Consider the following 25280-nt stretch of genomic DNA (forward strand, 5'->3'; position numbering starts at 1 on the left):
GGAGCGTCATGCGTGACTTCGTCTTTCCCGGCGGCACCGCGGTGCTGACCGGCGCGGCCAGCGGCATCGGCGAGGCCCTGGCGCACGGGCTGGCCCGCCGCGGCGCCGATCTGGTCCTGCTCGACCGGGACGCCGAGCGGCTGGACGCCGTGGTCGCCGCGATCCGCGCCGCCCACCCGGACCGGCGGATCGAAACCCACGTGGTCGACCTCGCCGACGCCGACGCCACCGACCGGGTGGCCGCCGAGATCCACCGCACGCACCCGCGGGTCCGGCTGCTCGTCAACAACGCCGGGGTGGCGCTGGGCGGCCGGTTCGACCAGGTCACCCTGGACGAGTTCCTCTGGGTCATCGAGATCAACTTCCGGGCCGTGGTACGGCTGACGCACGCGCTGCTGCCCGCGCTCAAGGCCGAGCCCGGCGCCCATCTGGTCAACGTCTCCAGCCTCTTCGGGCTGATCGCGCCCGCCGGGCAGGCCGCCTACTCGGCCAGCAAGTTCGCCGTGCGCGGCTTCACCGAGGCGCTGCGACACGAGTTGGTCGACGACGGGGTCGGGGTCACCTCGGTGCACCCGGGCGGCATCCGCACCCGCATCGCGGCCAGCGCCCGGGTGGGCAGCGGCGTCTCGGTCGAGGAGTACGAGGCGGGCCGGAAGCAGTTCGAGAAGCTGCTCTCCATCGACCCGGCGAAGGCCGCCGAGGTGATCCTCCGCGCGGTCGAGCGCCGCCGCGGCCGGGTGCTGATCGGCTGGTCCGCGAAGCTGCCCGACCTGCTCGCCCGGATCGCCCCCGCCGGGTACGGGAAGGTGCTGGCCCTGGGGATGCGACCGCGCCCGGCCCGGGTGCCCGCCCCGCGGCCCGCCGCGGAGCCCGTCGGGTCGGAGCCGGGACGGCCGGCGTGACCCTCGCCCTGCCGCCGGCCGACTCACGGACCGTCGCCGGGCGGCGGATGCGCTACCGGATCGCCGGCGACGGCCAGCCGGTGGTGCTGCTGCACGGCATCGGCCGGACCCTCGAGGACTTCACCGTCGTGCAGGAGGCGCTGGCCCGCGATCACCGGGTGCTCGCCATGGACCTGCCCGGGCACGGCGGCTCCGCGCCGCTGGACGACCGGCACACGCTGCCGACCCTGGCCACGGCCGTCGCCGAGTTCCTCGACGCCGCCGGCGTCACCGGCCCAGCTCACCTGGTCGGCAACTCCATGGGCGGGGCGGTGGCCATGCGGCTCGCCGCCGACGCGCCGGAGCGGGCGGCCAGCCTCGTGCTGGTCAACAGCGCCGGCTTCGGCCGGGAGGTGACCGCCGCCCTGTGACTGCTCGCGGTGCGGCCCCTGGCCCGGCTGCTGCTGCGCCCGCATCCGGCGATCGCCCGCCGCACCGAGCGCGCCATCTTCCACGACCCGGCGTACGTCACCGAGGCGCGGATCGCCACCGCCCTGGCGGCGGCCCGGCAGCCGCACGCCGCCCGGGTGATGCTGGAACTGGTCCGCAGCCTCGGCACCTGGCGCGGGGTACGCCCCGAGTGGCGGGCCGAACTGCTCGACGCGGTGGCCGCGCTCGACCTGCCCGCCCTGGTCGTCTGGGGCGACCGGGACCCGATCCTGCCCGCCGCCCACCTCGCGTACGCGCGGTCCCGGCTGCCGCGGGCGCAGGGCCACCTGTTCCGCGACACCGGGCACATGCCGCAGATCGAGCGGGCCGCGGAGTTCGCGGCCCTGGTCAGGGAATTCTGGTCGCCGTCCGGTGCCGCAGGACCAGCGTGACGGCCACCAGGACCACCAGGACCCCGGCGATCAGGTCGACCGGCGCGAACAGCCACGGCGTCACCAGCACCAGCGCCGCCGCAGCGGGGAACAGCGCCACTCCGAGACCGTGCTTGGCCGGCAGGTGCAATGCCCAGAGGGCGACCAGGAACACCGCGACCGGCACGGCGACCGCGTAGCCGGCCACCCGGCCGGAGACGTGCCCGGTGTGCAGGTCGTGGTCGACCGCCACGGCCAGCCCGGCGCCGACCGCGGCGATCGAGCTGAAGGCGAAGTAGTGGCCGTAGCCCCAGAACAGCGCGCCGGGCACCGATGCCGGCGGCAGCGGGTCGGGCCGGTCGAAGTAGAGCCACCAGATCGCGAAGACGATCAGCGTGCCGGCGGCGGCCACCGACCACAGCTGCCCGTTGCCCGCGTCCACGCCGCGCTGGATCGCCACCGACGTGGAGAGCACCACCTCGCCGAGCACGATGAGGGTGAACAGCTGGTACCGCTCGGCGATGTGGTGCGGGTGCCACGTGGTCTGTCGGCGCCGTTCGCCGAGCACCGGCACCAGCAGGTCGGCGGCGACCAGCACCAGGTACGCGGGCAGGAGCCAGTCGTGCGGCAGGAGGAGCCGGAGCAGCCAGCCGGCCTGCACCACGCCCACGCCGATCGCGAACGTCAGGGAGGTGGCCCGGTGCGCCGGATCGCCGGCGGCCGCCCGCAGCCAGTTCACCAGGGAGGCCAGCCGCATCACCACGTACCCGTAGGTGATCGTGGTGAAGTCGGCGTCGGCGAAGGCGCGGGGCACGCCGGCGGCGAGGACCAGCGCCCCGGCGATCTGCACCAGCACGGTCAGTCGGTAGACGTCGTCGTCGGTGTCGTAGGCGGAGGCGAACCAGGTGAAGTTCACCCAGGCCCACCAGATCGCGAAGAACACGCTCAGGTACGAGCCCAGGCCGTGCCCGAGGTGCCCCGCGGCGACGTCGTGGTGCAGCCCCTCGGACGCCTGCGCGACCGCGACCACGAAGCAGAGGTCGAAGAAGAGCTCCAGCGGGGTGGAGGACCGGTGCTCCTCGTCGCGCCGGCGCGCCCGCATCGGCCGGTACCAGGCCCGGAAGGACGCGCTGTTCTTCACCCGGTGCTCCTCGCCGGCGGCCGGTCAGCTGCGCCCACACGATAACCAGCTAGGCCGCCGCGGACCCCGCCGGCTGGGGAACTCCGGCGGAAAGGGACGGCGCGACGTCGGCGTGGGACAGGGTGACGAGCGCGGCCTCCACGTCCGCCGGCAGCCGGCGCCGGTGCCGCAGCGCCCACCCGGCCTGCCGGGCCGCGTCGCGCAGGCCGGCCCGCCCGGCCGGATCGCTCCAGGCGTCGGCGACCACCGCGCGCAGCACCGGCGCCGGCCGGCGCAGCGCCGCGGTGAGCACCCGGTTGCGTGCCTCCACCCGCCGGCGGGCCCGCGGATCCCGGCCGTCCGGCACCGGCAGGTGGTGGGCCACCAGCTCCGGCACGTACGCGAGGTTCCAGCCCGCGGCGGCCAGGTCCATCGCCAGCAGCGCCTCCTCGCCGTACGTGCCGAGCCGCTCGGCGAAACCGCCGACCTGCCGGTACGCGTCGCGGCGCAGCACCACGGCGCAGGCCAGGAAGCCGAGCACCGTGGGCCCCGGCGCGTCCGGCCCGGTGCCCAGCGGCGCCCGGGCCATCGCGGCCGAGACGGGGTCCCGCCGGGCCGCCGCGCCGACCCGCACCTCCCCGGTGAGCAGCGCGGTACGCGGGTGCCGGCGCAGCAGCGCCACCGCCCGGTCGAGCGCGCCCGGCGCCCAGTACGAGTCGTCGTCGGCGAACGCCACGTACGGGGTGCGGGCCAGTTCTACCCCGACGTTGCGGGCCGCCCCGGCGCCCGCGTTGCGGCCCAGCTCCACCACCCGGACCCGGGGGAACTCCCGGGCCACGGCGGCCGGCGTGCCGTCGTCGGAGCCGTTGTCCACCACGATCACCGGGGCGGTGTGCCGGGGCAGCAGGGTCAGGAGCTGGTCCCGGCGGTTGCGGGTGGCCACCACGATCGTCACGTCCGTCGTCATGGCCGCCCTGGTACCCCGGTCGGCCGGACTCACGCGTGGCGCGGCGGACGGCGGGAACACCCCGGGCATGGCCGAGGTGACGCTCTTCCTCGCCGGTGACGTGATGACCGGGCGGGGCGTGGACCAGATCCTGCCGCACCCGGGGTCCCCCGCGCTGCGGGAGGACCTGGTCACCGACGCCCGCCGGTACGTCGCGCTGGCCGAGTCCGTCGCCGGCCCGGTGCCGCGCCCCGCCCCGCCGGAGTGGCCGTGGGGCGAGGCGCTGCGGCTGCTCGACGCGGAACGTCCGGACGCGCGGATCGTCAACCTGGAGACGGCGGTGACGGCCCGCGGCGAGCACTACCCGGGCAAGCCCGTCCACTACCGGATGCACCCGGCGAACCTGCCCTGCCTCACCGCCGCCCGGCTGGACGTCTGCGCCCTGGGCAACAACCACGTGCTGGATTTCGGCCCGACCGGGCTGGCCGACACCCTGGACGCGTTGCACGACGGGGGGATCCGGACCGCCGGCGCGGGGCGGGACGCCGAGGAGGCATGGCGGCCGGCCGTGGTGCCGCTGGCCGGTGACCGCCGGCTGCTGGTCTGGTCGGTGGGCGCGGTGTCCAGCGGGGTCTTCCCGCAGTGGGCGGCGGAGGACGGCCGGCCAGGCGTGGCGTACCTGCCGGAGGTGTCCGTGGCGACGGCCGGCGCGCTCGCCGAGCGGATCGCGCGGACCGTGCGGCCGGCGGACCTGGTGGTGGTCTCGGTGCACTGGGGGACCAACTGGGGCCGCGAGGTGCCGGACGAGCACGTGGAGTTCGCGCACGCCCTGGTGGACGCCGGGGTGCACGTGGTGCACGGGCACTCGTCCCACCATCCCCGTGCGGTCGAGCGCTACCGGGGCCGGCTGGTCCTCCACGGCTGCGGCGACCTGATCGACGACTACGAGGGGATCGGTGGGCAGGAGGCGTACCGGCCGGAGCTGCGGCTGCTGCACCTGGCCACCCTCGACGCCGCCACCGGCGAGCTGCGGCGGCTGCGCCTGATCCCGGTTCGGATGCGCCGGATGCGCCTGCAACCCGCCACGCCCGCCGAGGCCGGCTGGCTCGCCGACCTTCTCGACACCCTCGGCCAGCCCTCCGGCACCCGCTTCACCCGCAGCGCTGACGGCGTGCTGACCCTCCGCTGACGTGGCGCGGGCCACGTTCGGCCTGGTGGACGGGGGTGCCCGCCAGGCCCGGGCGCATCATAGATACATGACGCATCCCACCCCGGTGCCCGGGACGCGGTCGGCCGGGCCTTCCGCCGCCGAGCGCGCGTACCAGCACCTCAAGCGGGCCGTCCTGGAGCAGGTCTACCCGGGCGGGCTGCTGATCAGCGAGGGGGAGATCGCCGAGGCGACCGGGGTGTCCCGGACACCCGTCCGGGAGGCGCTGCTGCGCCTGGAGGCCGAGGGCCTGGTCAAGCTCTACCCCAAGCGCGGCGCGCTGATCCGGCCGGTCTCCGCCCGGGAGATCGCCGACGTCATCGAGGCCCGCCGCCTGGTCGAGCTGCACGCCGCCGAGCAGGTCTGGCCGCGCCGGGCCGCCATCCGCGACGAGCTGGCCCGCTGGCTCGACGAGATGCGCCGCGCGCACGCCGCCGGCGACGTCACCGCGCTGATGGCCGCCGACCGGGCCTTCCACGCCACCGTCGTGGAGGCGGCCGGCAACGAGATCCTCGCCGAGCTGTACCACCGGCTGCGCGACCGGCAGCTGCGGATGGGCGAGGCCAGCTTCCGGCTCTCGCCGGGCTGGGCCGAGGTCGCCCTCACCGAGCACGCCGGTCAGCTCGCCGCCCTCGACGGCGACGACCCGCGGGCGTGGCTCGACGCGGTCGGCGCGCACATCGACAACGCCGCGACCGTGCTGCGGACCCTGCGGTGACCGCGGCCGTCCGTACGGTCGCCCCGCGTCGCTCCGCCGGCCTGGTCTTCGTGGTGGCCGTCACCGCGTACGTGGCCGCGGTCTTCCACCGCAGCTCGCTCGGCGTCACCGGCGTCGACGCGGCGGACCGCTTCCACATCAACGCCGCCGCCCTGGCCACGTTCAGCGTCGCGCAGCTCGCCGTCTACGCGGCCATGCAGGTGCCGGTCGGGGTGCTGCTCGACCGGTTCGGCTCGCGCCGGCTGCTGCTGGCCGGCGGCGCGCTCATGGTGGCCGGGCAGCTCTGCTTCGCCGTGGCCACCGACGTCCGGCTCGCCGTCGCCGCCCGGGTGCTGGTCGGCCTGGGCGACGCGATGACCTTCATCAGCGTGCTGCGGATCGTGGCGTTCTGGTTCCCGAGCCGGCGCAACCCGCTGCTCGTGCAGCTCACCGGCACGATCGGGCAGCTCGGTGCGGTGCTCGGCGCCGTACCTCTGGTGGCGTTGCTGCACCACGCCGGCTGGACGCCCGCGTTCCTGACCGCGGCGGCGCTCGGCGCGACCGTGCTGCTGGTGGTGCTCGTCGCGGTCCGGGACACCCCGCACGCCGAGCACACCACCGCGCTCGCCCCCGACCTCGCCACCGTACGCCGGCAGCTCGCCGACGCCTGGGCCCAGCCCGGCACCCGGCTGGGCCTCTGGACGCACTTCGTCACCCAGTTCTCCGGCTCGGTGTTCGCCCTGCTCTGGGGTTACCCGTTCCTGGTGCAGGGCCAGGGCTTCTCGCCCACCGCGGCGGCCGGCCTGCTCACCCTGATGACCGTGGTGACCCTGGTCTGCGGCCCGGTGGTCGCGCACCTCTGCGCGCGGCACCCGTTCCACCGCTCGGCGGTGGTGTTCGCCATCACCGCCGGCACCGCCGCCGTCTGGGCGGTGGTGCTGGCGTGGCCCGGGCGCGCCCCGCACGGTCTGCTGGTGGCCCTCGTGGTCGTCCTCGCGGTCAACGGCCCCGGCTCGGTGATCGGCTTCGACTACGCGCGCACCTTCAACCCGGTGCACCGGATCGGCAGCGCCACCGGCATCGTCAACGTCGGCGGGTTCGTCGCCTCGATCCTGCTGATCCTGGCGGTCGGCGTGGTGCTCGACCTGGCCACCCCGGCCGGCCGGAGCACGCCGCCGCTGTCGGCGTTCCGCTGGGCGTTCGCCGTGCAGTACCTGCTCTGGGGGCTGGGCGCGGTGCAGGTGCTGCGCTACCGCAACGCCGCCCGCCGCCGGTACGCCGCCGACGCCGTGCGGGTGTCCGCCGCCACGGTGGGCAGTCCGGTCACGTGAACCGGCGCTTGTGGGCCAGCGAGTCCAGCACCAGCGTCAGCCCGGCGGCGACCAGCCAACTGTCCTTGGCCAGCCCGATGCCGGCCTGGGACGGCTTCAGGCTGTTCGCCTCCCGCATCCCGGGCGTCTTCAGGTAGAGCTGCACCAGGCCGATCCCGAAGGCGGTCAGCCCGGCGCCGGCCAGCAGCGACGGCACGAACGGGGTGAGCAGCGCGGCGCCGAGCGCGATCTCGGCACGGGAGAGCAGCTTCGCGAACTGGTCCGGCGGGAACTGCCGCAGCTGCGGGATCGCCCCGACCGCCATGCCGTGCATGCCGGCGGCGGACTCGCCCTCCAGGGACCGCTTGGACAGCCCGGAATTCAGGATGAACGCGCCGATGCTGAGCCGGAGCGGCGCATGGGTCAACTTCATGATCACTCCCGTCGGTGCCGGACAACCGGGCCCCCGCGTACCCCGCGACGCGCCGGATAACCCGCCGGACGGCAGTGGGTCGCCGACGATGATCGGCGGTAGGTTCGTCGGGGAGCGAACGCAGGGGGCACCGTGAGCGCGAGGAGCGAGCCGGGTCCGCGAGCCCCGCAGTCGCGAACAGAGGAGGGCACCGTGGGTCAGGAAGTCCGGGGAGTCGTGTCGCGGCGCAAGGGCGCGCCGGTGGAGGTCACCACCATCGTGGTGCCCGACCCGGGGCCGGGCGAGGCGGTGGTGCGCGTCCAGTCCTGCGGGGTCTGCCACACCGACCTGCACTACCGCGAGGGCGGCATCAACGACGACTACCCGTTCCTGCTCGGCCACGAGGCCGCCGGCATCGTGGAGCAGGTGGGGGAGGGGGTCACCGAGGTGGCCCCCGGCGACTTCGTGGTGCTCAACTGGCGGGCGGTATGCGGGCAGTGCCGCGCCTGCCGGCGGGGCCGTCCCTGGTACTGCTTCAACACCCACAACGCCGCGCAGAAGATGACGCTCACCGACGGCACGGAGCTGGCACCCGCCCTGGGCATCGGCGCGTTCGCCGAGAAGACCCTGGTGCACGCCGGCCAGTGCACCAAGGTCGACCCGTCCGCCCGGCCCGCCGCCGTCGGCCTGCTCGGCTGCGGCGTCATGGCCGGCCTCGGCGCGGCCATGAACACCGGCGGCGTGACCCGGGGCGACTCGGTCGCGGTGATCGGTTGCGGCGGAGTCGGCGACGCGGCGGTGGCCGGCGCCACCCTGGCCGGCGCGACGACCATCATCGCCGTGGACACGGACTCGCGGAAGCTCGACTGGGCGCGGAAGTTCGGCGCCACGCACACCGTCAACGCCTCCGAGGAAGACCCGGTCGAGGCCATCCGCGCCGCGACCGGCGGGTTCGGCGCCGACGTGGTCATCGACGCGGTGGGCCGCCCGGAGACCTGGAAGCAGGCCTTCTACGCCCGCGACCTGGCCGGCACCGTCGTGCTGGTCGGCGTACCCACCCCGGAGATGACCGTCGAACTGCCGCTCCTGGACGTCTTCGGCCGGGGCGGCGCCCTCAAGTCCAGCTGGTACGGCGACTGCCTGCCCAGCCGCGACTTCCCGATGCTCACCGAGCTGTACCGGCAGGGCCGCCTCGACCTGGACGCCTTCGTCACCGAGGAGATCGCCCTCGACCAGGTCGAGGAGGCGTTCACCCGGATGCACCACGGTGACGTGCTCCGGTCGGTGGTGGTCTTCCCGTGACCGCCCGCGTCGACCACACCGTCACCTCCGGCACGTTCTCGCTGGACGGTCAGACCTTCGACGTCGACAACAACGTCTGGGTGGTCGGCGACGACGCCGAGTGCGTGGTCGTAGACGCGCCGCACGACGTCGGCGCCATCCGGGCGGTGATCGGCGACCGCCGGGTGGTCGCCATCCTGGCCACCCACGCGCACGACGACCACGTCCGGGTCGCGCCCGAGCTGGCCCGGGCCACCGGCGCGCCGGTGCTGCTGCACCCGGCCGACCGGGTGCTCTGGGACCTGGTCCACCCGGACACCCCGCCCGACGGCGACCTCACCGACGGGCAGGTGGTCGAGGTCGGCGGCACCAGCCTGCGGGTGCTGCACACCCCCGGCCACAGCCCGGGCGCGTGCAGCCTCCACGCTCCCGACCTCGGCGCGGTCTTCACCGGGGACACCCTCTTCGCCGGCGGTCCCGGCGCCACCGGCCGCTCCTTCAGCGACTTCGGCACGATCGTCGAGTCGATCCGCACCCGCCTGCTCACCCTGCCGCCGCAGACCGTGGTCCACACCGGACACGGCGACGACACCTCCATCGCCGCCGAGGCGCCCCACCTCGACGAGTGGATCTCCCGCGGGCACTGAGCCGGCCGCCCGGCCGCGTCAGCGGCCCGGTCGGGCGCCGCCGGCCTCAGCGCTCGCCGTCGAGGACCGGCTTGACGTCGAGTACGGGCGTGGCGTCGACCGCCTCCAGGTCGGCCACCCGCAGCCGTACGCCGTCCACGGCGAGCACCCGCACCCGGTGCAGCCCGATCGGGTTCGGCCGGTGCGGCGAGCGGGTGGCGAACACCCCCGCCTCGGGCCGGGACACGTCCCCGCGGGGGTGCACCGCGAGGACGTCCCGCCGGGCCTGGTCCAACCAGGTCAGCACCAGGACGTCCGCGCCGGGCCGCAGCCCGTCCAGCGCCGGGGCGTACGCCTCGTCGAAGACCAGCCACGCCTCCGGGGCACCCTCGTCGCCCTGCTTCGGCGCCGCCGCCGGATCGGTCAGGGGCGACTCGACCCGGCCGACCGGACGCAGTACCTGTTCCGTTCCCGTCACGGGGCCTCCCGGAGCATGTGCAGCCGGACCGTGGTGCCGGCCGCGGTGGTGTGCAGCAGCACCAGGTCGCAGAGGGCGTGCACGATGACCAGCCCCCGCCCGCCGATGCCGTCGTGCGCGGGGGTGAGCCTGCCGGCGAGGGGATCGGCCAGCCAGCCGTCGTCGTGGATCTCGCACACCAGGTGCCGGTCGGTGCGCCACGCCTGCAGGGTGCCGGCGCCGCCGGCGTGTGCCACGCTGTTCGTGGCCAGCTCGGTGACCGCGATCTGCAGGTCGGCCACCCGGTCGGCGGCCAGCCCGGCGGAAAGCCCGTGGCCGGCGACGAACCGCCGGACCTGCGGCAGCGTCGCGAGGTCGTAGCGGAGCACCGCGACCTGCTCGGCCGGGATGGGCAGCGGCTTGTTGTGCCGCTCGCTGACCGCCGTCGGGGCGTACCCGGCGATGCGGCGGCACCCGCCGCCGTCGACCAGCAGCGGGTGCGTGCAGCGGGCCTCGGCGAGCACGCCGGGGTCGAGCCGGCCCGCGTCGTACGGGCAGAGGATGCTCGCGGCCCGGCCCGCGAAGGCCCAGTTGATCGCGGCCTCGTGCTGGGCGCAGGCCCGGTACTCCTCGGCGGTGCGCCCCGCCCAGATCGGCTCGCCGATGATCCGGACCCGTCGGTCGGGATGCCGGTCGGCGAAGGCCTGGAGCACGCACGGGATGATGCGGCCGGGGTTGCGCCCCGCCTCGGTCATGTCGGCCCATCCGACGGCGTCGCCGGTCGCGCCGAGCGCCGCGCGGATCAGCGCCAGCTGCGGGCCGGGCGTGGCCACCAGCACCGGGTCGCCCGCGGCCAGTCCGTCCTGGACGAACGGCACGGTGACCGCCAGCAGGCTCGCGGCGTCGGTGTAGAAGGCCAGTTCGTGGCGGAAGCCGGCCGGTGTCGGGCCGGCGGGCACCCTCACGCCGGGTGCTCCGACGTCGACACGTCGCCGAGCAGGTGCAGCAGCCGGTGCAGCGCCGGCCGGCACCCGACCAGCCGGACGCCGGTGGCGCTGGCCCGGTCCGCTCGCACGATGGCCGTGGCGGCGCCCGCGTCGGCGAAGCTCAGGTCGGAGACGTCCAGCACCGGCGGGGGTCCCGCCGCCCGCTCTTCGGCCGTCACGTCGTCCAGCATCGCGGTGAACGCCTCCCGGTTGCTCCGGTCCACCTGCCCCACCAGCCGCAACCCCGGCGGGTCGGTCGTCCGGTACGCCCGCAGCAGCGGCCCCCAGGTCCGCGCGGCGTGTGGCCCGGCGGTGCCCGGGTGGGCGGCGGCGAGGGCGCGCATCCCGTCGGCCGGGAAGAGCCGCCGGTCGTACAGGCACAGGCCGGCGACCCGCGTGTCCAGGAAGAGCGGGTTGAGCGCGGTCTCGTACCGGCGCAGGTCGTCCAGGGTGACGCCGCTGCGCAGCACCCACGTCATGTCACCGGCCAGCCGGATTCCCGGATAGCCCTCGTGCCGCGCGCGGTCGACCTCGTCGACCACGGTGGCGACCATCGTGTCCGGGGCCGGCCGGGCTGCGGTCGGGTAGGCATCCATGGCCGGCACGATGCGCAGCTGGCCGGCGGCCACGGCGGCTTCGGTCGGCACGCCGACGGCGTCGACGCGGGCGCGCACCGCCTGCGGCGGCGAGGTCTCGGTGAAGCAGACGACCTTGTGACCGAGGCGCAGGCCGGTGGCGGCGAAGCGGCCGACAACGTCGAGAGCGGCGCTCTCGTCGTCGTGCGTCCAACAGACGTGGTCGCCCAGGTGGACCTGGTCGACCACGGTCGTAGCAGTCACGGTGCTGGCCTTCCCGGTCGGCGCGTCCCTCACTGTAGCCCCGGCCCGGGCCGGGGCTGACGTGGCCGCGATCCGCTTGTCGGCGGCGGCGTTCCGGGGTAACCTGCCGGTGGACCCGGATGCCGGCACAACACGCCACCCGGAGTTCGCTCTCCCGAATCTGGCAGCTGACCCGGCGCACGTCGCCGTCCGGCCGCCATCGCGCAGCCACCGCCGTCCGACGCTCGGCGTGGTACCTCCGCAGCAGTCATCTCGGCCTTGTGTTCCCGCGCCGCCCGACGGTTTGCCCACCCGCAGCGCTTCCGACCCTGACGTTGGCGAGCCGGCTCCGGCCCGTTCCCAGGCGCGGCGTGCCCGCGCGGGGGGCCGGCTCTGGCCCGTTCGCGCCTCGCGCGTCCATCGCGGCAAGCCGCACATCCATCGCCTCACGCCCACCACGCGGCGAGCCGAGAGTTCGCCTCGCCGCCTCCGTCCCGCTCGGGACGGCCACTTCTCGAAAGGCACTCGATGACCGACACCCCCACGCCGCTCCCGGTGAGCGGCATCGTCGACACGGTCGACGATCACGCGCTGCTCCGGGTGGACGGCTACCTGCCCTCCACCGCGGACGCCCACCTCACCGCCGCCCAGCTGCGCCGGTACGGCCTGCGCCGCGGCGACCTCGTCACCGGGGCGGTCGCCACCACTCCCCACAAGGGCCGGCACGCGCCGCTGGTCCGGGTCGACACCGTCAACGGGACGACCCCGGACCAGGCGCGCCGGCGCCCGGACTTTCACCGCCTGACGCCGGTCCACCCGCAGGAGCGGTTGCGGCTGGAGACCGAGCCGCACATCCTGACCACCCGGGTCATCGACCTGGTGATGCCGATCGGCAAGGGCCAGCGGGCGCTGATCGTCTCGCCGCCGAAGGCGGGTAAGACGATGGTGCTGCAGGCGATCGCGAACGCGATCACCCGCAACAACCCGGAGTGCCACCTCATGGTGGTGCTGGTCGACGAGCGGCCGGAAGAGGTCACCGACATTTCTCGGTCGGTGAAGGGCGAGGTCATCGCGGCCACGTTCGATCGTCCGCCGCAGGACCACACCACGGTGGCGGAGTTGGCGATCGAGCGGGCGAAGCGTCTGGTCGAGCTGGGCCACGACGTGGTCGTGCTGCTCGACTCGCTGACCCGGCTGGCCCGCGCCTACAATCTGACCGTCCGCTCGGCCGGCCGCACCCTGTCGGGCGGCATCGACGTGGCCGCGCTCACCCCGCCCAAGCACCTGCTCGCCGCCGCCCGGGCGGTCGAGGAGGGCGGTTCCCTGACCGTCATCGCCTCGGCCCTGGTCGAGACCGGGTCCGCCGCGGACAGCCTCATCTTCGAGGAGTTCAAGAGCACCGGCAACGCCGAGCTGAGGCTGGACCGGGCGCTGGCCGACCGGCGCACCTTCCCCGCCGTCGACGTGCGCGCCTCCGGCACCCGCCGGGAGGAGCTGCTGCTCACCGACGTCGAGCGGGACCGCCTGCGCGCCCTGCGTTCCGCGCTGTCCACCCTGGACCGGCAGGCGGCCCTGGACCAGCTGCTCCGCCAGCTCGCCACCACCGGCGGCAACGCCCACTTCCTGGCCCGCCTCGGCGCCGCGACGCGCGGCTAGGATCTGCGGGCATGGACGCTCCCCGAGCCGACGGACCGCCGGCCGTACGCCAGCTGCGCCTGGTCGTCGAGGCCGAGGACTACGACGCCGCGGTCGCCTTCTTCCGCGACGCGCTGGGCCTGCCCGAGGAGGCGGCGTACTCGGGTGGCGACGGCGCCCGGGTGGTGATCCTGGAGGCGGGCCGGGCCACGCTGGAGCTGGCGAACCCCGCGCAGAAGCGGATGATCGACGAGGTGGAGGTCGGCCGCCAGGTCGCGCCCCGGCTGCGGGTGGCGTTCGAGGTGGACGACAGCCGCGCGGCCACCGAACGCCTCGTCGCGGCGGGCGCCACCGAGGTCGCCCCGCCGACGGTCACCCCGTGGCAGTCGCTCAACGCCCGCCTCGACGGCCCGGCGGGCCTGCACCTCACCGTCTTCCAGGAGCTGCGGAGCCCGGCGGAGCGGGAGACCCTGGACGGATTCGGCGCCGACGGCTGAGAATCCGCGTGGCGCAGCGCCGGTGGCCCCGGCGATACTCGGGCCCGTGCCCGACGTGACATTGACCCCCGCACAGGCCGCCGCCCTCCGGTACGTCCGCGACGTCGCCCTCCGGGACCGGCCGGCGGCGCTTGCCGTCATCGCCCGGCACCTCGCCGGCTCCGGCGCCGCGTACCGCGCGGAGGAGATCATCGCCGCGGTGGCCGCGCACGGCCGGCTGACCCTCAACTTCCACCCCGACCGGCTGCTGCGCGACGGCCGCACGGTGGCCGAAGCGCTCGACCAGGAGGGCGTCTACCGCAGCCAGTTTGAGACGGGCGTCTCCAACGGGGGGCTGACCGCCTTCCCCGGCGGCGACCGGGACCGCTGGGAGGAGACGCTGTTCGGCGGGGCGTACCAGCGGCCCGGGGTGCCCGCGGCGGAGCGCCCGAAGTACGGCGGCCTGAACCTGCTCGACCACCCGGACGGCGCCTGCCCCCGGTTCGGCTCCTGCCATCTGCGGCTGCGGCCCGAGGCGCTCGCGCGGGCCACCTTCAGTTTCGGGGACAGCCACACCGAGCCGAAGGACCTGGGCACCGTCACGGTGTTCGAGCCGGTGCTCGCCGCCCTGCTGGCGGCCACCGCCGCGACCGGGATCAGTCTCGGCGTGGCCGGCATGGACACCGGCAGCCTCCTGCGGACCTTGCTGCGCCGCCGCGAGCGGGCGTCCGACGCGGCCGGCCGGGCGCTGGACGACTACATCGAGGCGCAGGTGCACGGTGAGCTGAGCCTCGCCCGGGACGTCGAGGCCGTGGTGGTCGACCCGTCGTTCCGGGGCACGGAGGAGGGGCGGATCCTCGCCGGGATCGCCCGGCGGCACGGCTTCGCGCTGTGCTGGCACACCGGGTTCGAGCTGCCGGTCGACGGCGTGGACGCCGAGTTCCGGGGGCCGGCCATCCCGCCGCTCGCCGCTCGTGTGCACGCCGAGTTCGCCCGCCCGGGGGAGCCGGTGCACGCCGCGCTGATCGGTCGAGCCGCCGCCTCGGTGGTACGCGAGCCGCAACGCTGGGCCGACCGCGGCCCGACCGAGGTGACCCTGCAGCACCTCAAGCAGCTCTGGCACGTCCTGGTCCGGTTCGGCGTCCCCGCGGCCGTCTAGACCGTTTTCCGCTAGGCCGTCCTCACCGTCACGAGCGTCCGGAACGGCGGGTGACCTGGGCCGCAGCCACGGCAGGCTCGGGCATTTCCGGAATGCCCGACACGTGGAGCTGGTTGTGTCCCCCGTACCGCCGGAACGCAAACCCGTACCGGCGAGTAGTTCCCCCCGAGGGGCGCTCACCCCGGAGCGCGTCGTGACGATCGAAAGGGCAACCATCGTGAAGCAGCACTTCACTGGATGGCTCCCCGCCATCGCGAAGACCGCCGTCGCGAAGACCGCCACCGCGAGGACCGCCATCGCCACCAGCCCCAACCGCCGTACCGCGCTGACCGTCGTGGGCGTGGCGTGCCTGGGTGGGCTGGCGTTCGGCCCCACCGCCGTCGCCGCCCCGGTGACCAGCGGCCCGCACGCCGGGGCACTGGCCGCCATCGACCTGGCCACCGGCAAGAAGACCGGCACCGAGACGGTGAAGTCCGGCCTGACCACCGGCAGTGACAAGGTCCCGACCAAGGCCGACCGGCCCGACCGGGAGCAGCTCATCCCGCACGGTGTCGAGGGCGCCCAGTCGCGCATCCCGCTCGACGACGCGCAGCTCGACAACGCCAAGGCCATCGTGAAGGCGGCCAAGGAGAGCGGCGTGGGGGAGCGGGGCGCCGTGATCGGCGTCGCCACCTCCCTGCAGGAGTCGAAGCTGTACAACCTCGGCCACCTCGGCACGTACAACGACCACGACTCGGAGGGCCTGTTCCAGCAGCGCCCGTCGTCCGGTTGGGGTACGCCCGACCAGGTCACCGACCCCGACTACGCCAGCAAGGCGTTCTTCAACGCGCTGAAGAACGTCGGCGGCTGGCACGAACTGCCGCTGACCGCCGCGGCCCAGACGGTCCAGGTGTCCGCCTTCCCGTACGCGTACGCGCAGTGGGAGGAGCAGGCGGCGGACGTCGTCCAGCAGCTCTGGTGACAAGACCCGCGAATCGGCCGGTCCCCGGACAGGGGGCCGGCCGATTCCGTCTTCACGCCGGGGCGCTCTCGGCGCGCAGGCGGGAGGAGCCCGTCCCCACGGACCAGCCCGCCACCCACCGGCTGCCGCTGGTGCTGCTGGTCCGGTCGGCGAGGTGGTACCAGTCCATCCGGCAGCGCTGCGGTGTCACGTCGAGCACCCCGTACCCGTGCCCGTCCAGCTCGGCCCAGCGCACGTGCGGGTTGGTGGAGCGGAGCAGCCCGGCGCCGAGCTGGCTCAGCGGATTGCCGGCCGGCAGCTTGAGGAAGTCGTTGACGTTGTCGCTGGTCACCGACGGGACGACGAACTCCGCAGCGGCCGGCTCGAGCAGGGTCGACCGTGTGGTCACCTCGTTGGCCCACGAGGTGTGGATGTCGCCGGTCAGGAAGACCACGTCCCGGGTGCCGCTGGCCCGGAGATGGTTGACCAGTTCGTTGCGGTCGGCGTTGTAGCCGTCCCACTGGTCGGCGTTGAGCACCGCGCCGTTCTCCGGGATGCCGAGCAGCTTCCCGAGCGGGCCGAGCAGCCAGGACGGCAGCGCGCCGACGTCCAGCCGGGCCATCATCACCGGGTTGCCGACCAGCTTCCACCGGGCGGCGGAACCGGACAGCCCCGCCTTCAGCCAGGCCATCTGCGCGTCGCCGGTGATCGTCCGGTCCGGGTCGTCGACGTCGGCGCCGGAGGCCTGCGCCGACCGGTACGAGCGGAGGTCCAGCATGGACAGCTCCGCCAGCCGGCCGAACCGGAACCGCCGGTAGATCGCCCCGTCCGCGCCGACCCGCACGGGCATCCACTCCAGGTACGCCTTTCGGGCGGCGGCGAGCCGGTCGGCGAACGGGCCCTCGGTGCCCGGGGTGTGGTTCTGCGCGCCGCCGGACCACTCGTCGTTGGCCACCTCGTGGTCGTCCCAGGTGATCACCCAGGGTACGGCGGCGTGCAGCGCCTGCAGGTCGGGGTCGGTCTTGTAGAGCGCGTGCCGGATCCGGTAGTCGGCCAGGGTGAGCACCTCGTGCGCCGGCTGGGTCGGCCGGACCACCCGGCCGGCGGCGGTGAACTCGCCGGTGCCGTACTCGTAGATGTAGTCGCCGAGGTGGACGACGAGGTTGAGGTTGCCCCGGTCGGCGAGCCGCCGGTAGGCGGCGAAGTAGCCCGCCTCCCAGTTCGCGCAGGACACCACCCCCATCCGCAGCCGGTCGACGGTCGCGTCCACGGGCGGGGCGGTCATCGTCCGGCCGGTCGGCGACCAGGCGCCGGCGTGGCCGAACCGGTACCAGTAGGTGGTGGCGGCGGTGAGGCCGGAGACGGTGATCTTCACCGTGTGGTCCCGGGCCGGCCCGGTGGTGAGCGTGCCGGTGGCGACCGGCGCCCGGAAGTCGGGGTCGGTGGCGACCTGCCAGCTCACCTCCACGTCCGGTCCGGCGCCGGAGCCGGGCAGGGAGTCGGGCGTCGGGGTGATCCGGGTCCAGAGCAGGATCCCGTCGGGCAGCGGGTCACCGGAGGCGACGCCGTGCCGGAACGCGGCGGTGGCCGCGCCGGCGGGGGAGGGGCCGGCGAGGGTGGTGCCGGCCAGCACGGCGGTGCCGGCGGAGGCGCCGGCGAGGCGCAGCAGGGTACGACGGTCGAGGGTGTTCGTCATGACCCATGTATCTACCGCCGTCGACCTGTTCCGCGCTGCTCCTGTCGTGCGGAGTTCGCCGGGTCTTCCACGCCGGTTCGCCCGGCCGCGCCTCCACTGGGGACGCGCCCCGGCTCAGCCGCCGGCAGCTCGCGCAGGTCAGGAAGGGGAGGAGCCGCCGGAGTGGCGGTGCCCGGCGACGACGTCGACCAGCGCGGCCACCAGGGCCAGCGTGATGATCGCGACGGCCAGCAGCAGCGAGTGCCGGTAGGCGACGGTGAAGTCGCCCCGGCTGTCGGCCAGCGAGGAGAAGAACAGCGCGCCGACCCCGGCGATACCGGCCGCCGAGCCGATCCGCTGCCCGGTCTGCAGCATGCCGGCCCCGCTGCCCGCCTGCGGCACCGGCACCTCGGAGAGGGTCAGGGTCTGGTTCGGCGCGATGACCAGCCCGCTGCCCAGCCCCGCGAGCAGGAACGGCACGGCGGTGAGCAGCGGCACCGAGTGCTGCGGTGAATGCCGCAGCACCCACACGGTGGCGAGCAGGCCGAGAACCACCACCAGCAGGCCGATGGCGACCAGCGGCCGGCCGTACCGGGTGACGACCCGGCCGCCCACCGCCGAGGCGGCCGCCGAGCCGAGCGCGAACGGGGTGATGGCCACGCCGGCGGCGAGCGCGCTGTAGCCGAGCCCGACCTGGATGTAGAGCGTGAAGATGAAGAAGATCGCGGTGAACCCGGCGAAGTAGACGAGGCCGATCAGCGAGCCCAGGGTGTACGAGCGCAGCCGGAACAGCCGCAGGTCGAACAGGGGCGTCCAGTGGCGGCCGTACCACCGTTCCCAGAGCGCGAAGCCGGCCAGGAAGAGCAGGCCGACGGGGATCAGCGCCCACTTGCCGGCGCCGCGCCACTGCGCCCGCTGCACGAGCGGCAGCAGCACCAGCGTCACCCCGAGGCCGAGCAGCAGCACCCCGACCGGGTCCAGCCGGTGCCGGTCCGGCTGGCCGGCCGGGCGGGCCGGGATGAGCCGCCAGCCGAGCACCACGGCGAGGATGCCGACCGGGATGTTCACGAAGAAGACCCAGCGCCAGCCGTGCTCCTCCCCGCCGAGGTGGATGAGCAGCCCGCCGAGCAGCGGGCCGACCGCGGTGGAGATGCCGATGGTGGCGCCGAGCAGGCCGAACGCTCGGCCCCGCTCGGCCCCTCGGAACAACTGCTGGATCATGCCGCTCACCTGGGGGTTGACCACCCCGGCGGCGGCGCCCTGGACCAGCCGGGCGACGACCAGCCACTCCGGCGAGCGGGCCAGCCCGGCCAGCGCGCTGGTCACCGTGAACAGCGCCACCCCGACCACGAACGCGGTACGCCGGCCGCGCGCGTCGCCGAAGCGCCCGGCCGGCACCAGCACCAGACCGAAGGTGAGCGCGTACCCGGACAGCACCCACTGCAGGTCGCTGGGTGTGGCGTGGAGCGCCCGGTCGATCGACGGCACGGCGACGTTGACGATGCTGACGTCCAGCAGGGTCATGAACGCCGCGACCAGGCCGACGCTGAGGGCCTTCCAGCGGCGTCGGTCGTCGGAACCGCCGGTGTCCACCGGCGCCGACGACCGGTCGGTGCTCATCGTGCCTCCCGAAGACCGTCGATCACGCATCCCCGATCGCTACCCGGCCCCCGGTGGGGCAAACGACGATGTCACGTCATCTGGCGCGCGCACCACCGCGGTCCGAAGTCCAGCCCGGACATCGGTGAGTCCTCCCGGTGCAGCAGCCCCCGCTCGGTGAGCAGGTGCAGCGGTTCGCGGAGCTCCTCCTCGGTCATGCCGGTCTCCTGGGCGATCAGGTCCGGGTAGGGGACGTGTCCCCGCACCTCCAGCGCGGTCACCGCCTGGTACACCCGTTCCTCGATCGCAGACAGCTGTACCTGCTGCATCGCTTCCCTCCTCGGCGTGGACCGCCCGACCGGCGGGCGGCCTGCGCCCGGCGGTTACCCGGGCGGCGTCGGTTGATGCCCACCCGATCGGGGGGTCACGCGCGGCGCGTGCCGGGCAGGCCGAGGGCGCGGTGGCCTAGGCTGCACCCGTGATCATCTGGGACCTCGTCGTCGTCGGTGGCGGCCCCGCCGGCCTCTCCGCCGCGCACGCGGCGTCCCGGGCCGGTCTCCGCACCCTGGTGGTCGAGCGGGCCACCCATCCCCGGTACAAGACCTGCGGCGGCGGGCTGATCGGCACCTCGCTGTCCGAGATCGCCGATCGGATCGAGGTGCCCGCGCACGACCGGGCCGACCGGATCACCTTCACCCGGGACGGGCGACGCGGCTTCACCCGCCGGCACTCCGCGCCGCTGGTGGCCATGGTGCGCCGGGAGGAGTTCGACGACCGGCTGCGCGCCGCGGCGGTCGCCGCTGGCGCCGAGATCCGCGAGGGCGTCGCGGTCCGCGCCGTCGAGCAGGACCCCGACGAGGTACGCCTGCGGCTGGCCGACGGCGACACGGTCCGCGCCCGCACGGTGATCGGCGCCGACGGTTCGTCCGGGGTGACCGCCCGGCACGTCGGGGTGACGTGGCGCCAGGTGGACCTCGGGTTGGAGCTGGAGCTGCCGGTCCCACCCGCCGAGCAGGACCGCTGGCGCGGGCGGGTGCTCATCGACTGGGGTCCGGTCCCCGGCTCGTACGCCTGGGTCTTCCCGAAGGGCGACCGGCTCACCGTCGGCGTCATCGCCGCCCGGGGTGAGGGCGACCAGACCCGGGCCTACCTGCGCGACTTCGTGAACCGGCTGGGCCTCGCCGGGATCACCCCGGAGCACGACTCGGGGCACCTGACGCGGTGCCGGGCGGAGGACTCGCCGCTGCGCCGCGGCCGGGTGCTGGTCGCCGGCGACGCGGCGGGCCTGCTGGAGCCGTGGAGCCGGGAGGGCATCAGCTTCGCCCTGCGGTCGGGCCGGCTGGCCGGCGAGGCCGTGGCCGGCGGCGACCTCGACACCTACGAGCAGGAGGTCCGCCTCCGGCTGGTGCCGGAGATGCGGGCCGGGCACCGGCTGCTGGAGGTCTTCGCGCGGCGGCCCGACGTGTTCCACGCGCTGCTGGCCACCCCGCCCGGTTGGCGGATGTTCGTCCGGTTCTGCCAGGGGCGGGGCAGCTTCGAGCGGGTCCTGGCCCGCCGCCCGGTGCGGGCCGCCCTGGCCCTGCTGGACCGGCTGCCGGCGCGGCGGCCCAGGGCGACCGAACGGTCCGGCGCGGGCGCACGGTAGTCAGGGCACGACGACCGCGCGGCCGTGGATCTCCCCGCGGCGCAGCAGGTCGTACGCCTCCGGCGCGTCCGGCAGCGGGAAGGTCTGCACGTCGGCCTGCAGGTGCCCGGTCCGGGCCAGGGCGATCACCTCCTGGAGCTCCGCCCGTGTGCCCCAGAACGGCACCTCGACCGTCGTCTCCAGCGGGACGGTCGGCGGCTCGTCGGCGACCGGCCGCACCGGCAGGGTGCCGCCGGCCAGGCCGACCAGCAGCACCTGACCGCCGGTGGCGACCACCTGCCGGGCGGTGGTGACGGTGGGGTCGGCGCCGACGAAGTCGAGCACCACGTCCGCGCCGTCCGGCGGCGGGCCGACCAGCACCCGGATCCGGTCCACTGTGTCCGGCCCGGCCTGCACCACGTCGTGCGCGCCCATCCGGCTGGCCAGGTCCAGGGCCGCGACGCTGGTGTCGACCGCGACGATCGTACCGCGGTGGTGGCGGCCAGGATCTGCACCGCCATGTGCCCCAGCCGATGCCGATCACGACGCAGGAGGTGCCGGGGCGCAGCCGGTCCCGGGCCCGCTCGACGGCGTGGTACGGGGTCAGCCCGGCGTCGGTGAGCGGGGCGGCCTGGGCCAGGTCCAGGTCCCCGACGGGCAGCAGCCGGGAGGCGGGCACCACCACGTGGTCGGCCAGCCCGCCGTCGCGGCTGAGCCCGACGCCGCCGGCCGGCACCACCTGGCACTGGTTCTCCGCGCCCCGCAGGCAGGCGCGGCAGCCGCCGCACCCGATGATCCCGTAGACCGCCGCCCGGTCGCCGGACGCCCAGCCGGTGACCCCGGGGCCGACCTGGTCGACGCTGCCGGCGATCTCGTGCCCGAGGGTCATCGGGATCGGGTAGAGCCCGGCCGGCGCGTCGAGGATGTGCAGGTCGGAGTGGCAGGCGCCGACCGCGCCGACGCGCAGCAGCACCTCGCCCGGCCCGGCGGTCGGGGTGGGCACCTCCACCTGCTCCAAAACCCCCGGTGCGGTCATCCGTACCGCGCGCATGGTCGCCCCCACCTCGTCTCCGGCCGGGTCGTCGCGGCGGCTTACCCGAGCCGGATCGGTTGATGCGGCGGTGGCCGGGCGGGCGCACAATGCGGTCATGAGCGAACCGCGCGAGTCGTTCACCGACGAGGAGTACGCGTTCCTGCGGCACGTCCGCTTCGGCGAGCTGCCGCCCGGGGCGCGTCCCGAGGAGCGGGTGGAGTCGACCGAGAGCGAGACCGAGCCGCGCCGGGACCGGCCCGATCCGACCGGCGGGCAGCACGAGTGGGACCTGCGGGCCGGCGGCTGACCGGCCCCGAGACGGCCGACGGGCCCCGGGTGCGACACCCGGGGCCCGTCGTGACCGGTACGGATCAGAAGACCGGCACGCCCTCGCGGACCAGCTTCCAGTTCGCGACGAAGAAGTCGGCCGGCCGGATGACGCCCTTGGCCTGCGCCCAGTCGATGAGCAGCTGGCGGATCTCCTGCTGCTGGTTGTAGACCTGGGTCTTCACGATGCCCGGGAAGTTACCGCCACCGCTGCGCCGGTAGTTGTTGACCGCGACGACGAACTGGGCGTCCGCGGCGACCGGGGTGTCGGTGCCCGGCAGGACCAGGCGGGTGATCCGCTGGCCGACCGGCTTCGAGATGTCGATGTCGTAGTCGAGACCGGAGATCACGTCGTAGTTGTAGTCCGGGACGGCCGGGTCGCTGATCGTGTCCGGGTTGACCGTCGCGCCCACCGGGACGGTGACGAAGTACTTCGCCGAGTACTCCAGGTACGCCTTCACCTCGGCGCCGGTCATGACGACCGCCTCCAGGGTGTTGTCGAAGACGTACAGCCCGGCGACGTCGCGGATCCGTACGTCCCCGGCGGGGAAGACCGCGGTCCGGCTGAACGGCGACGCCTGCGACAGCACCGGCAGGTTCGCGTACGCGGTGCCGGCCAGGGCCGCGGTGACCACCTCGGCCTGGACGTGGTTGATGAAGTCCAGGATCGGGGTGTCCTTGTACCGCGACTCGACGGCGGACAGCTCCACCTCCGACTGCGCCACGACCTGGTTGACGTACCCGACGGTCTTGGAGTGCTGGCCGCGGACGGCCGCGAGCACCGCCGGGTCCTCGACCACGGTGTTGGTGATCAGCATGGTCGAGCCCTTGCCGACGACCTTCCAGCGGCCCTTCTCCCGGGTCAGGGTGAAGTCCATCCGGGTCAGCCGCTGGCCCCACTTCGACGGCTCGGAGGTGAGCACCTGCGCGCCGGTGGCCTTGTTGGTGACGAACTTCTCCGGCACCTCGTTGTGGGCGTGGCCGAAGAGGATCGCGTCGATGCCCGGCACCTGCTCGGCGATCAGCGCGACCGGGTTCTCGTTCGGCAGCTCCGGGCCGTAGCTGGAGGTGCCGCTGTCGCCGCCGTGGGCGGAGATGATGACGAGGTCGGCGCCGCGCTCCCGCATCACCGGCACCCACTTGGCCGCGGTGGCCACCATGTCGGCGAAGACCAGCCGGCCCTCGACGTTGGCCCGGTCCCAGATGGCCACGCCCGGGTTGGTCAGGCCGAGGATGCCGACCTTCAGCGTCGGCGCGCCGTGCCCGCCGAGGTCGACCTCCTTGATCACGTACGGCAGGAAGGCCGGCTTGCCGGTCTTCTCGTTGATCGCGTTCGCCGCCAGGGCGGGGAAGCCGAGCTGGCCGATCCAGGTGGCGAGCAGCGGCAGGCCGTAGTTGAACTCGTGGTTGCCCAGCGTGACGGCGTCGTACTTCAGCACGTTCATGGCGTTGGCCATCGGGTGCGTCTCACCGGTGCTGGTGATCGGCTCCTGCTTGGCGTAGTAGGTGGCCAGCGGGGTGCCCTGGATGGTGTCACCGGCGTCCAGCACCAGGGTCGCCCTGCCCTTGCGCTCCGCGCGGATCTGGTTGACCAGGGTGGCCAGCTTCGCGACGCCGACGTCGTTGTGCTTGCTGTCGTCGAACTCGGCGTCCCGGTAGTAGTCCCAGTTGTAGACGTTGCCGTGGGTGTCCGAGGTGCCCAGGACGGTCAGGTCCCAGGTCTTCGACGGCTTCGGCTTGGCCTCGGCGGGAGCGCCGGCGATCAGGGGGGCGGTCGCGGCGGCGGCCGCGACGGCCAGCACCTGGCGGCGCGAGGCGCCGGAGGAGGAGGTCATGAGGTGCCCTTCCATGGGGGTGGACGCGCCTCGTGGGCGCCGTTGCGCACCATAACGACCGGATGTCACACACGCCACATCGCCCAGAGGTATCTCACCACCACCAGCGCCGCGGGACCCGGCGGCGTAACACCACGGGCACCGTTTCCGTCGCCGGCGCTCGTGGTCAGCGTGGCCAGGCGGCCATCCGGCGGCGGACCTCGGCGACCTGGCCGGGGTCCAGGCCGTACCGGGCGAACCGGCGGTCCGGCACCCGGTCCAGGTAGCGCCCGGCCTCCCGGACGTCGTCGGCGTCCAGCGCCGGGTCCACCTGTCGGGCCAGCTCCAGCAGCTCCGCCACCGCGTACCGGTCCAGCGCGGCCGAGACGTCGATGTAGTCGCGGACCTCCCGGCGGTTGACCAGCGCGGCGGTCTTGTTGGCAATGAGGTCCCGGACGTCCATCACCGGGCCGAGGTCCATCACCACCGGGCTGCGGTACCGGTCGAGCCGGGCCAGGCTGAGCCGGATCTGCCGGCCGTCCCGGCTCACCACGAAGTCCCGCAGGTCCCGGTCGTAGCCGTCGAAGAGCTCGCCCAGCTCGCTGCCCGGATCGGCGTCGGCCACCTGGTAGCCGGCCCGCTCGAGGGCGGCCCGCACGCCGGCCGCCGCGGCGGCGGCCGCGCCCTCCACGTCCGCGAACAGGTCCACGTCCTCCGTCGGGCGGGTGACCAGGCCGTGCGCGGCCCAGGCCACCCCGCCGCCCAGCACGAACCGGTGCGGGCCGGCGGCCGCGAGGGCCACCCGGGCCACCTCCCGGTAGAAGTCGTGCAGATGGGTCACGCGGCGCGCAGGCCCCGGTGCCGGCTCTCCCACGCCAGGCGTACGCCCCGGGGCAGGTTCAACAGCGGCCACACCCGGCGCAGCGTCCCCCCGTGGATCAGCTCGCGCAGGTCCTCGACGCGGCTGGTCTCGCGCAGCACGTTCTCGTACATCCAGAGCAGGTCGTCGGGGTCGGCCAGGTCGAAGGCGCGCTCGCTGCTCCACATCAGGCGCACCGGCAGCTCGACGATGCCCCGGGTGGGGCCGGCGAGCTCGCCGAGGGTGCGCGCCACCACGGCGGGTCGCCCGGGCCGGGCGAGGTGCGCGGTGCTGGTGGCCGACATGGTGTCAGGGTAACCCCTGTCCGGCGTTTTCCCATCGCCCCGACCTGCCACCCGACGCACGAGTCGACCCCATCCGCGCGGTTCGCCGCGTTGTCGTTCGTGACGAACGGCAACTGTCCAAGATCCGCGCCGGGTTCGGCGACGTCTGCGTCGTGTGGGGTGAGTGTCCGGGTCGGGGGTGTGATCGGCGGCATCCGGGTGGCGGAATGGCGGGTGGGTGGGAGTCGTTGTAT

At 74.5% G+C, this 25280-nt stretch carries 25 protein-coding genes and 3 pseudogenes; 14 read left to right on the forward strand and 14 right to left on the reverse strand.

Annotated features, from left to right (window positions below; genetic code table 11):
* The first annotated feature begins 8 nt into the window (after positions 1-8).
* Positions 9-902, forward strand: coding sequence for an SDR family NAD(P)-dependent oxidoreductase (locus ACFYPD_RS08970; RefSeq protein WP_387110537.1), 894 nt, complete (start codon positions 9-11; stop codon positions 900-902).
* A gap of 47 nt (positions 903-949) precedes the next feature.
* A pseudogene (locus ACFYPD_RS08975) lies at positions 950-1762 on the forward strand (alpha/beta fold hydrolase).
* Here the strand turns inward: ACFYPD_RS08975 and ACFYPD_RS08980 are convergent.
* Positions 1719-2882 carry a low temperature requirement protein A gene (locus ACFYPD_RS08980; RefSeq protein WP_387110539.1) on the reverse strand — a complete coding sequence of 388 codons (1164 nt, stop codon included), beginning with the start codon at positions 2880-2882 and terminating at the stop codon, positions 1719-1721. The pseudogene ACFYPD_RS08975 and the gene ACFYPD_RS08980 overlap by 44 nt on opposite strands.
* Before the next feature lie 49 nt (positions 2883-2931).
* Complete coding sequence (locus ACFYPD_RS08985; protein WP_387110540.1) at positions 2932-3828, reverse strand: glycosyltransferase family 2 protein; 897 nt, start codon at positions 3826-3828, stop codon at positions 2932-2934.
* On the opposite strand from ACFYPD_RS08985, the gene ACFYPD_RS08990 reads away from it, so the two are divergent.
* The 3 genes from ACFYPD_RS08990 to ACFYPD_RS09000 all read left to right on the forward strand — a co-directional run bounded on the left by ACFYPD_RS08990 (position 3797) and on the right by ACFYPD_RS09000 (position 7042).
* The gene (locus tag ACFYPD_RS08990) at positions 3797-4996 is read left to right on the forward strand and encodes a CapA family protein (RefSeq protein ID WP_387110542.1); all 1200 of its coding nucleotides are present in this window, start codon (positions 3797-3799) and stop codon (positions 4994-4996) included. The two genes, ACFYPD_RS08985 and ACFYPD_RS08990, sit on opposite strands and share 32 nt — an antisense overlap.
* A 67-nt stretch (positions 4997-5063) precedes the next feature.
* A complete protein-coding gene (locus ACFYPD_RS08995) occupies positions 5064-5732 on the forward strand; it encodes a GntR family transcriptional regulator (protein WP_387110543.1) in 669 nt (222 codons plus the stop codon).
* Entirely contained in the window at positions 5729-7042 is a 1314-nt protein-coding gene (locus ACFYPD_RS09000; RefSeq protein ID WP_387110545.1) for a nitrate/nitrite transporter, read from the forward strand. The genes ACFYPD_RS08995 and ACFYPD_RS09000 overlap by 4 nt, the downstream gene beginning before the upstream one ends.
* Here ACFYPD_RS09000 and ACFYPD_RS09005 read toward each other — a convergent pair.
* Entirely contained in the window at positions 7035-7454 is a 420-nt protein-coding gene (locus tag ACFYPD_RS09005) for a hypothetical protein (protein WP_387110547.1), read from the reverse strand. The genes ACFYPD_RS09000 and ACFYPD_RS09005 overlap by 8 nt on opposite strands.
* Positions 7455-7646: 192 nt before the next feature.
* Between ACFYPD_RS09005 and ACFYPD_RS09010 the strand changes: the two genes are divergently transcribed.
* Together ACFYPD_RS09010 and ACFYPD_RS09015 are read left to right on the forward strand one after the other, a co-directional pair.
* On the forward strand, positions 7647-8735 hold the full coding sequence (locus ACFYPD_RS09010; RefSeq protein ID WP_387110549.1) for an S-(hydroxymethyl)mycothiol dehydrogenase: 1089 nt from the start codon (positions 7647-7649) through the stop codon (positions 8733-8735).
* Positions 8732-9361, forward strand: coding sequence for an MBL fold metallo-hydrolase (locus ACFYPD_RS09015; RefSeq protein WP_387110551.1), 630 nt, complete (start codon positions 8732-8734; stop codon positions 9359-9361). The genes ACFYPD_RS09010 and ACFYPD_RS09015 overlap by 4 nt, the downstream gene beginning before the upstream one ends.
* A gap of 46 nt (positions 9362-9407) precedes the next feature.
* Here the strand turns inward: ACFYPD_RS09015 and tsaA are convergent, their stop codons facing one another.
* Genes tsaA through ACFYPD_RS09030 form a run of 3 tightly spaced genes read right to left on the reverse strand, consistent with a single transcriptional unit; the run spans position 9408 to position 11622 of the window.
* Positions 9408-9818, reverse strand: a complete 411-nt coding sequence (gene tsaA, locus ACFYPD_RS09020) for a tRNA (N6-threonylcarbamoyladenosine(37)-N6)-methyltransferase TrmO (RefSeq protein WP_387110552.1) — start codon at positions 9816-9818, stop codon at positions 9408-9410.
* Positions 9815-10762, reverse strand: a complete 948-nt coding sequence (locus ACFYPD_RS09025; RefSeq protein WP_387110553.1) for an anti-sigma factor RsbA family regulatory protein — start codon at positions 10760-10762, stop codon at positions 9815-9817. Before ACFYPD_RS09025 ends, tsaA begins: the two co-directional genes overlap by 4 nt.
* Complete coding sequence (locus tag ACFYPD_RS09030; RefSeq protein WP_387110555.1) at positions 10759-11622, reverse strand: MEDS domain-containing protein; 864 nt, start codon at positions 11620-11622, stop codon at positions 10759-10761. The genes ACFYPD_RS09025 and ACFYPD_RS09030 overlap by 4 nt, the downstream gene beginning before the upstream one ends.
* 528 nt (positions 11623-12150) lie before the next feature.
* Here ACFYPD_RS09030 and rho point away from each other — a divergent pair.
* The 4 genes and pseudogenes from rho to ACFYPD_RS09050 form a co-directional block, all read left to right on the forward strand.
* Positions 12151-13257 (forward strand): annotated as a pseudogene (gene rho / locus ACFYPD_RS09035) (transcription termination factor Rho); the annotation flags it as partial.
* Positions 13258-13268: 11 nt separating this feature from the next.
* A complete protein-coding gene (locus ACFYPD_RS09040) occupies positions 13269-13733 on the forward strand; it encodes a VOC family protein (RefSeq protein WP_387110557.1) in 465 nt (154 codons plus the stop codon).
* Positions 13734-13779: 46 nt separating this feature from the next.
* Complete coding sequence (locus ACFYPD_RS09045) at positions 13780-14871, forward strand: DUF3626 domain-containing protein (RefSeq protein ID WP_387110559.1); 1092 nt, start codon at positions 13780-13782, stop codon at positions 14869-14871.
* A 217-nt stretch (positions 14872-15088) separates the two neighbouring features.
* Positions 15089-15832: a hypothetical protein gene (locus tag ACFYPD_RS09050; RefSeq protein WP_387110621.1), complete on the forward strand. Its 744-nt coding sequence runs from the start codon at positions 15089-15091 to the stop codon at positions 15830-15832.
* A gap of 52 nt (positions 15833-15884) precedes the next feature.
* On the opposite strand, the gene ACFYPD_RS09055 is transcribed toward ACFYPD_RS09050, so the two are convergent.
* The 3 genes from ACFYPD_RS09055 to ACFYPD_RS09065 all read right to left on the reverse strand — a co-directional run bounded on the left by ACFYPD_RS09055 (position 15885) and on the right by ACFYPD_RS09065 (position 19414).
* Positions 15885-17507 (reverse strand): alkaline phosphatase D family protein, encoded by a 1623-nt coding sequence (locus ACFYPD_RS09055; protein ID WP_387110560.1) that lies wholly within the window; start codon positions 17505-17507, stop codon positions 15885-15887.
* Positions 17508-17645: 138 nt separating this feature from the next.
* Positions 17646-19106 (reverse strand): MFS transporter, encoded by a 1461-nt coding sequence (locus ACFYPD_RS09060; protein WP_387110562.1) that lies wholly within the window; start codon positions 19104-19106, stop codon positions 17646-17648.
* A 71-nt stretch (positions 19107-19177) separates the two neighbouring features.
* Positions 19178-19414, reverse strand: coding sequence for a hypothetical protein (locus tag ACFYPD_RS09065; RefSeq protein WP_387110564.1), 237 nt, complete (start codon positions 19412-19414; stop codon positions 19178-19180).
* A gap of 149 nt (positions 19415-19563) precedes the next feature.
* Here ACFYPD_RS09065 and ACFYPD_RS09070 point away from each other — a divergent pair, with 149 nt between their 5' ends.
* Positions 19564-20730, forward strand: coding sequence for a geranylgeranyl reductase family protein (locus ACFYPD_RS09070; protein ID WP_387110566.1), 1167 nt, complete (start codon positions 19564-19566; stop codon positions 20728-20730).
* Here the strand turns inward: ACFYPD_RS09070 and ACFYPD_RS09075 are convergent, their stop codons facing one another.
* Complete coding sequence (locus tag ACFYPD_RS09075) at positions 20731-21144, reverse strand: zinc-binding dehydrogenase (protein WP_387110567.1); 414 nt, start codon at positions 21142-21144, stop codon at positions 20731-20733.
* Between the two features lie 98 nt (positions 21145-21242).
* Here ACFYPD_RS09075 and ACFYPD_RS09080 point away from each other — a divergent pair, with 98 nt between their 5' ends.
* Positions 21243-21512, forward strand: coding sequence for a hypothetical protein (locus ACFYPD_RS09080; protein ID WP_387110569.1), 270 nt, complete (start codon positions 21243-21245; stop codon positions 21510-21512).
* Here ACFYPD_RS09080 and ACFYPD_RS09085 read toward each other — a convergent pair.
* A pseudogene (locus tag ACFYPD_RS09085) lies at positions 21419-21859 on the reverse strand (alcohol dehydrogenase catalytic domain-containing protein); the annotation flags it as partial. The gene ACFYPD_RS09080 and the pseudogene ACFYPD_RS09085 overlap by 94 nt on opposite strands.
* On the opposite strand from ACFYPD_RS09085, the gene ACFYPD_RS09090 reads away from it, so the two are divergent.
* On the forward strand, positions 21858-22049 hold the full coding sequence (locus tag ACFYPD_RS09090; protein WP_387110570.1) for a hypothetical protein: 192 nt from the start codon (positions 21858-21860) through the stop codon (positions 22047-22049). The pseudogene ACFYPD_RS09085 and the gene ACFYPD_RS09090 overlap by 2 nt on opposite strands.
* 64 nt (positions 22050-22113) lie before the next feature.
* Here ACFYPD_RS09090 and ACFYPD_RS09095 read toward each other — a convergent pair whose 3' ends face one another.
* The 3 genes from ACFYPD_RS09095 to ACFYPD_RS09105 form a co-directional block, all read right to left on the reverse strand.
* A complete protein-coding gene (locus ACFYPD_RS09095; protein ID WP_387110572.1) occupies positions 22114-23904 on the reverse strand; it encodes a bifunctional metallophosphatase/5'-nucleotidase in 1791 nt (596 codons plus the stop codon).
* A 166-nt stretch (positions 23905-24070) separates the two neighbouring features.
* Positions 24071-24724 carry a nucleotidyl transferase AbiEii/AbiGii toxin family protein gene (locus ACFYPD_RS09100; RefSeq protein ID WP_387110574.1) on the reverse strand — a complete coding sequence of 218 codons (654 nt, stop codon included), beginning with the start codon at positions 24722-24724 and terminating at the stop codon, positions 24071-24073.
* Positions 24721-25047, reverse strand: coding sequence for a hypothetical protein (locus tag ACFYPD_RS09105; protein ID WP_387110576.1), 327 nt, complete (start codon positions 25045-25047; stop codon positions 24721-24723). The genes ACFYPD_RS09100 and ACFYPD_RS09105 overlap by 4 nt, the downstream gene beginning before the upstream one ends.
* Positions 25048-25280: the final 233 nt, after the last annotated feature.

Source organism: Micromonospora sp. NPDC005299 (assembly GCF_042872345.1).
Classification (GTDB): domain Bacteria; phylum Actinomycetota; class Actinomycetes; order Mycobacteriales; family Micromonosporaceae; genus Micromonospora.

Excerpts from the sequence above, each read along its gene's own strand:
- ACFYPD_RS08970 (WP_387110537.1), top strand. The coding sequence starts at position 9 with ATGCGTGACTTCGTCTTTCCCGGCGGCACCGCGGTGCTGACCGGCGCG.
- ACFYPD_RS08985 (WP_387110540.1), bottom strand. The coding sequence starts at position 3,828 with ATGACGACGGACGTGACGATCGTGGTGGCCACCCGCAACCGCCGGGAC.
- ACFYPD_RS08995 (WP_387110543.1), top strand. The coding sequence starts at position 5,064 with ATGACGCATCCCACCCCGGTGCCCGGGACGCGGTCGGCCGGGCCTTCC.
- ACFYPD_RS09005 (WP_387110547.1), bottom strand. The coding sequence starts at position 7,454 with ATGAAGTTGACCCATGCGCCGCTCCGGCTCAGCATCGGCGCGTTCATC.
- ACFYPD_RS09040 (WP_387110557.1), top strand. The coding sequence starts at position 13,269 with ATGGACGCTCCCCGAGCCGACGGACCGCCGGCCGTACGCCAGCTGCGC.
- ACFYPD_RS09055 (WP_387110560.1), bottom strand. The coding sequence starts at position 17,507 with ATGACGAACACCCTCGACCGTCGTACCCTGCTGCGCCTCGCCGGCGCC.
- ACFYPD_RS09060 (WP_387110562.1), bottom strand. The coding sequence starts at position 19,106 with ATGAGCACCGACCGGTCGTCGGCGCCGGTGGACACCGGCGGTTCCGAC.
- ACFYPD_RS09065 (WP_387110564.1), bottom strand. The coding sequence starts at position 19,414 with ATGCAGCAGGTACAGCTGTCTGCGATCGAGGAACGGGTGTACCAGGCG.
- ACFYPD_RS09075 (WP_387110567.1), bottom strand. The coding sequence starts at position 21,144 with ATGGGCGCGCACGACGTGGTGCAGGCCGGGCCGGACACAGTGGACCGG.
- ACFYPD_RS09080 (WP_387110569.1), top strand. The coding sequence starts at position 21,243 with ATGCCGATCACGACGCAGGAGGTGCCGGGGCGCAGCCGGTCCCGGGCC.
- ACFYPD_RS09090 (WP_387110570.1), top strand. The coding sequence starts at position 21,858 with ATGAGCGAACCGCGCGAGTCGTTCACCGACGAGGAGTACGCGTTCCTG.
- ACFYPD_RS09095 (WP_387110572.1), bottom strand. The coding sequence starts at position 23,904 with ATGACCTCCTCCTCCGGCGCCTCGCGCCGCCAGGTGCTGGCCGTCGCG.
- ACFYPD_RS09105 (WP_387110576.1), bottom strand. The coding sequence starts at position 25,047 with ATGTCGGCCACCAGCACCGCGCACCTCGCCCGGCCCGGGCGACCCGCC.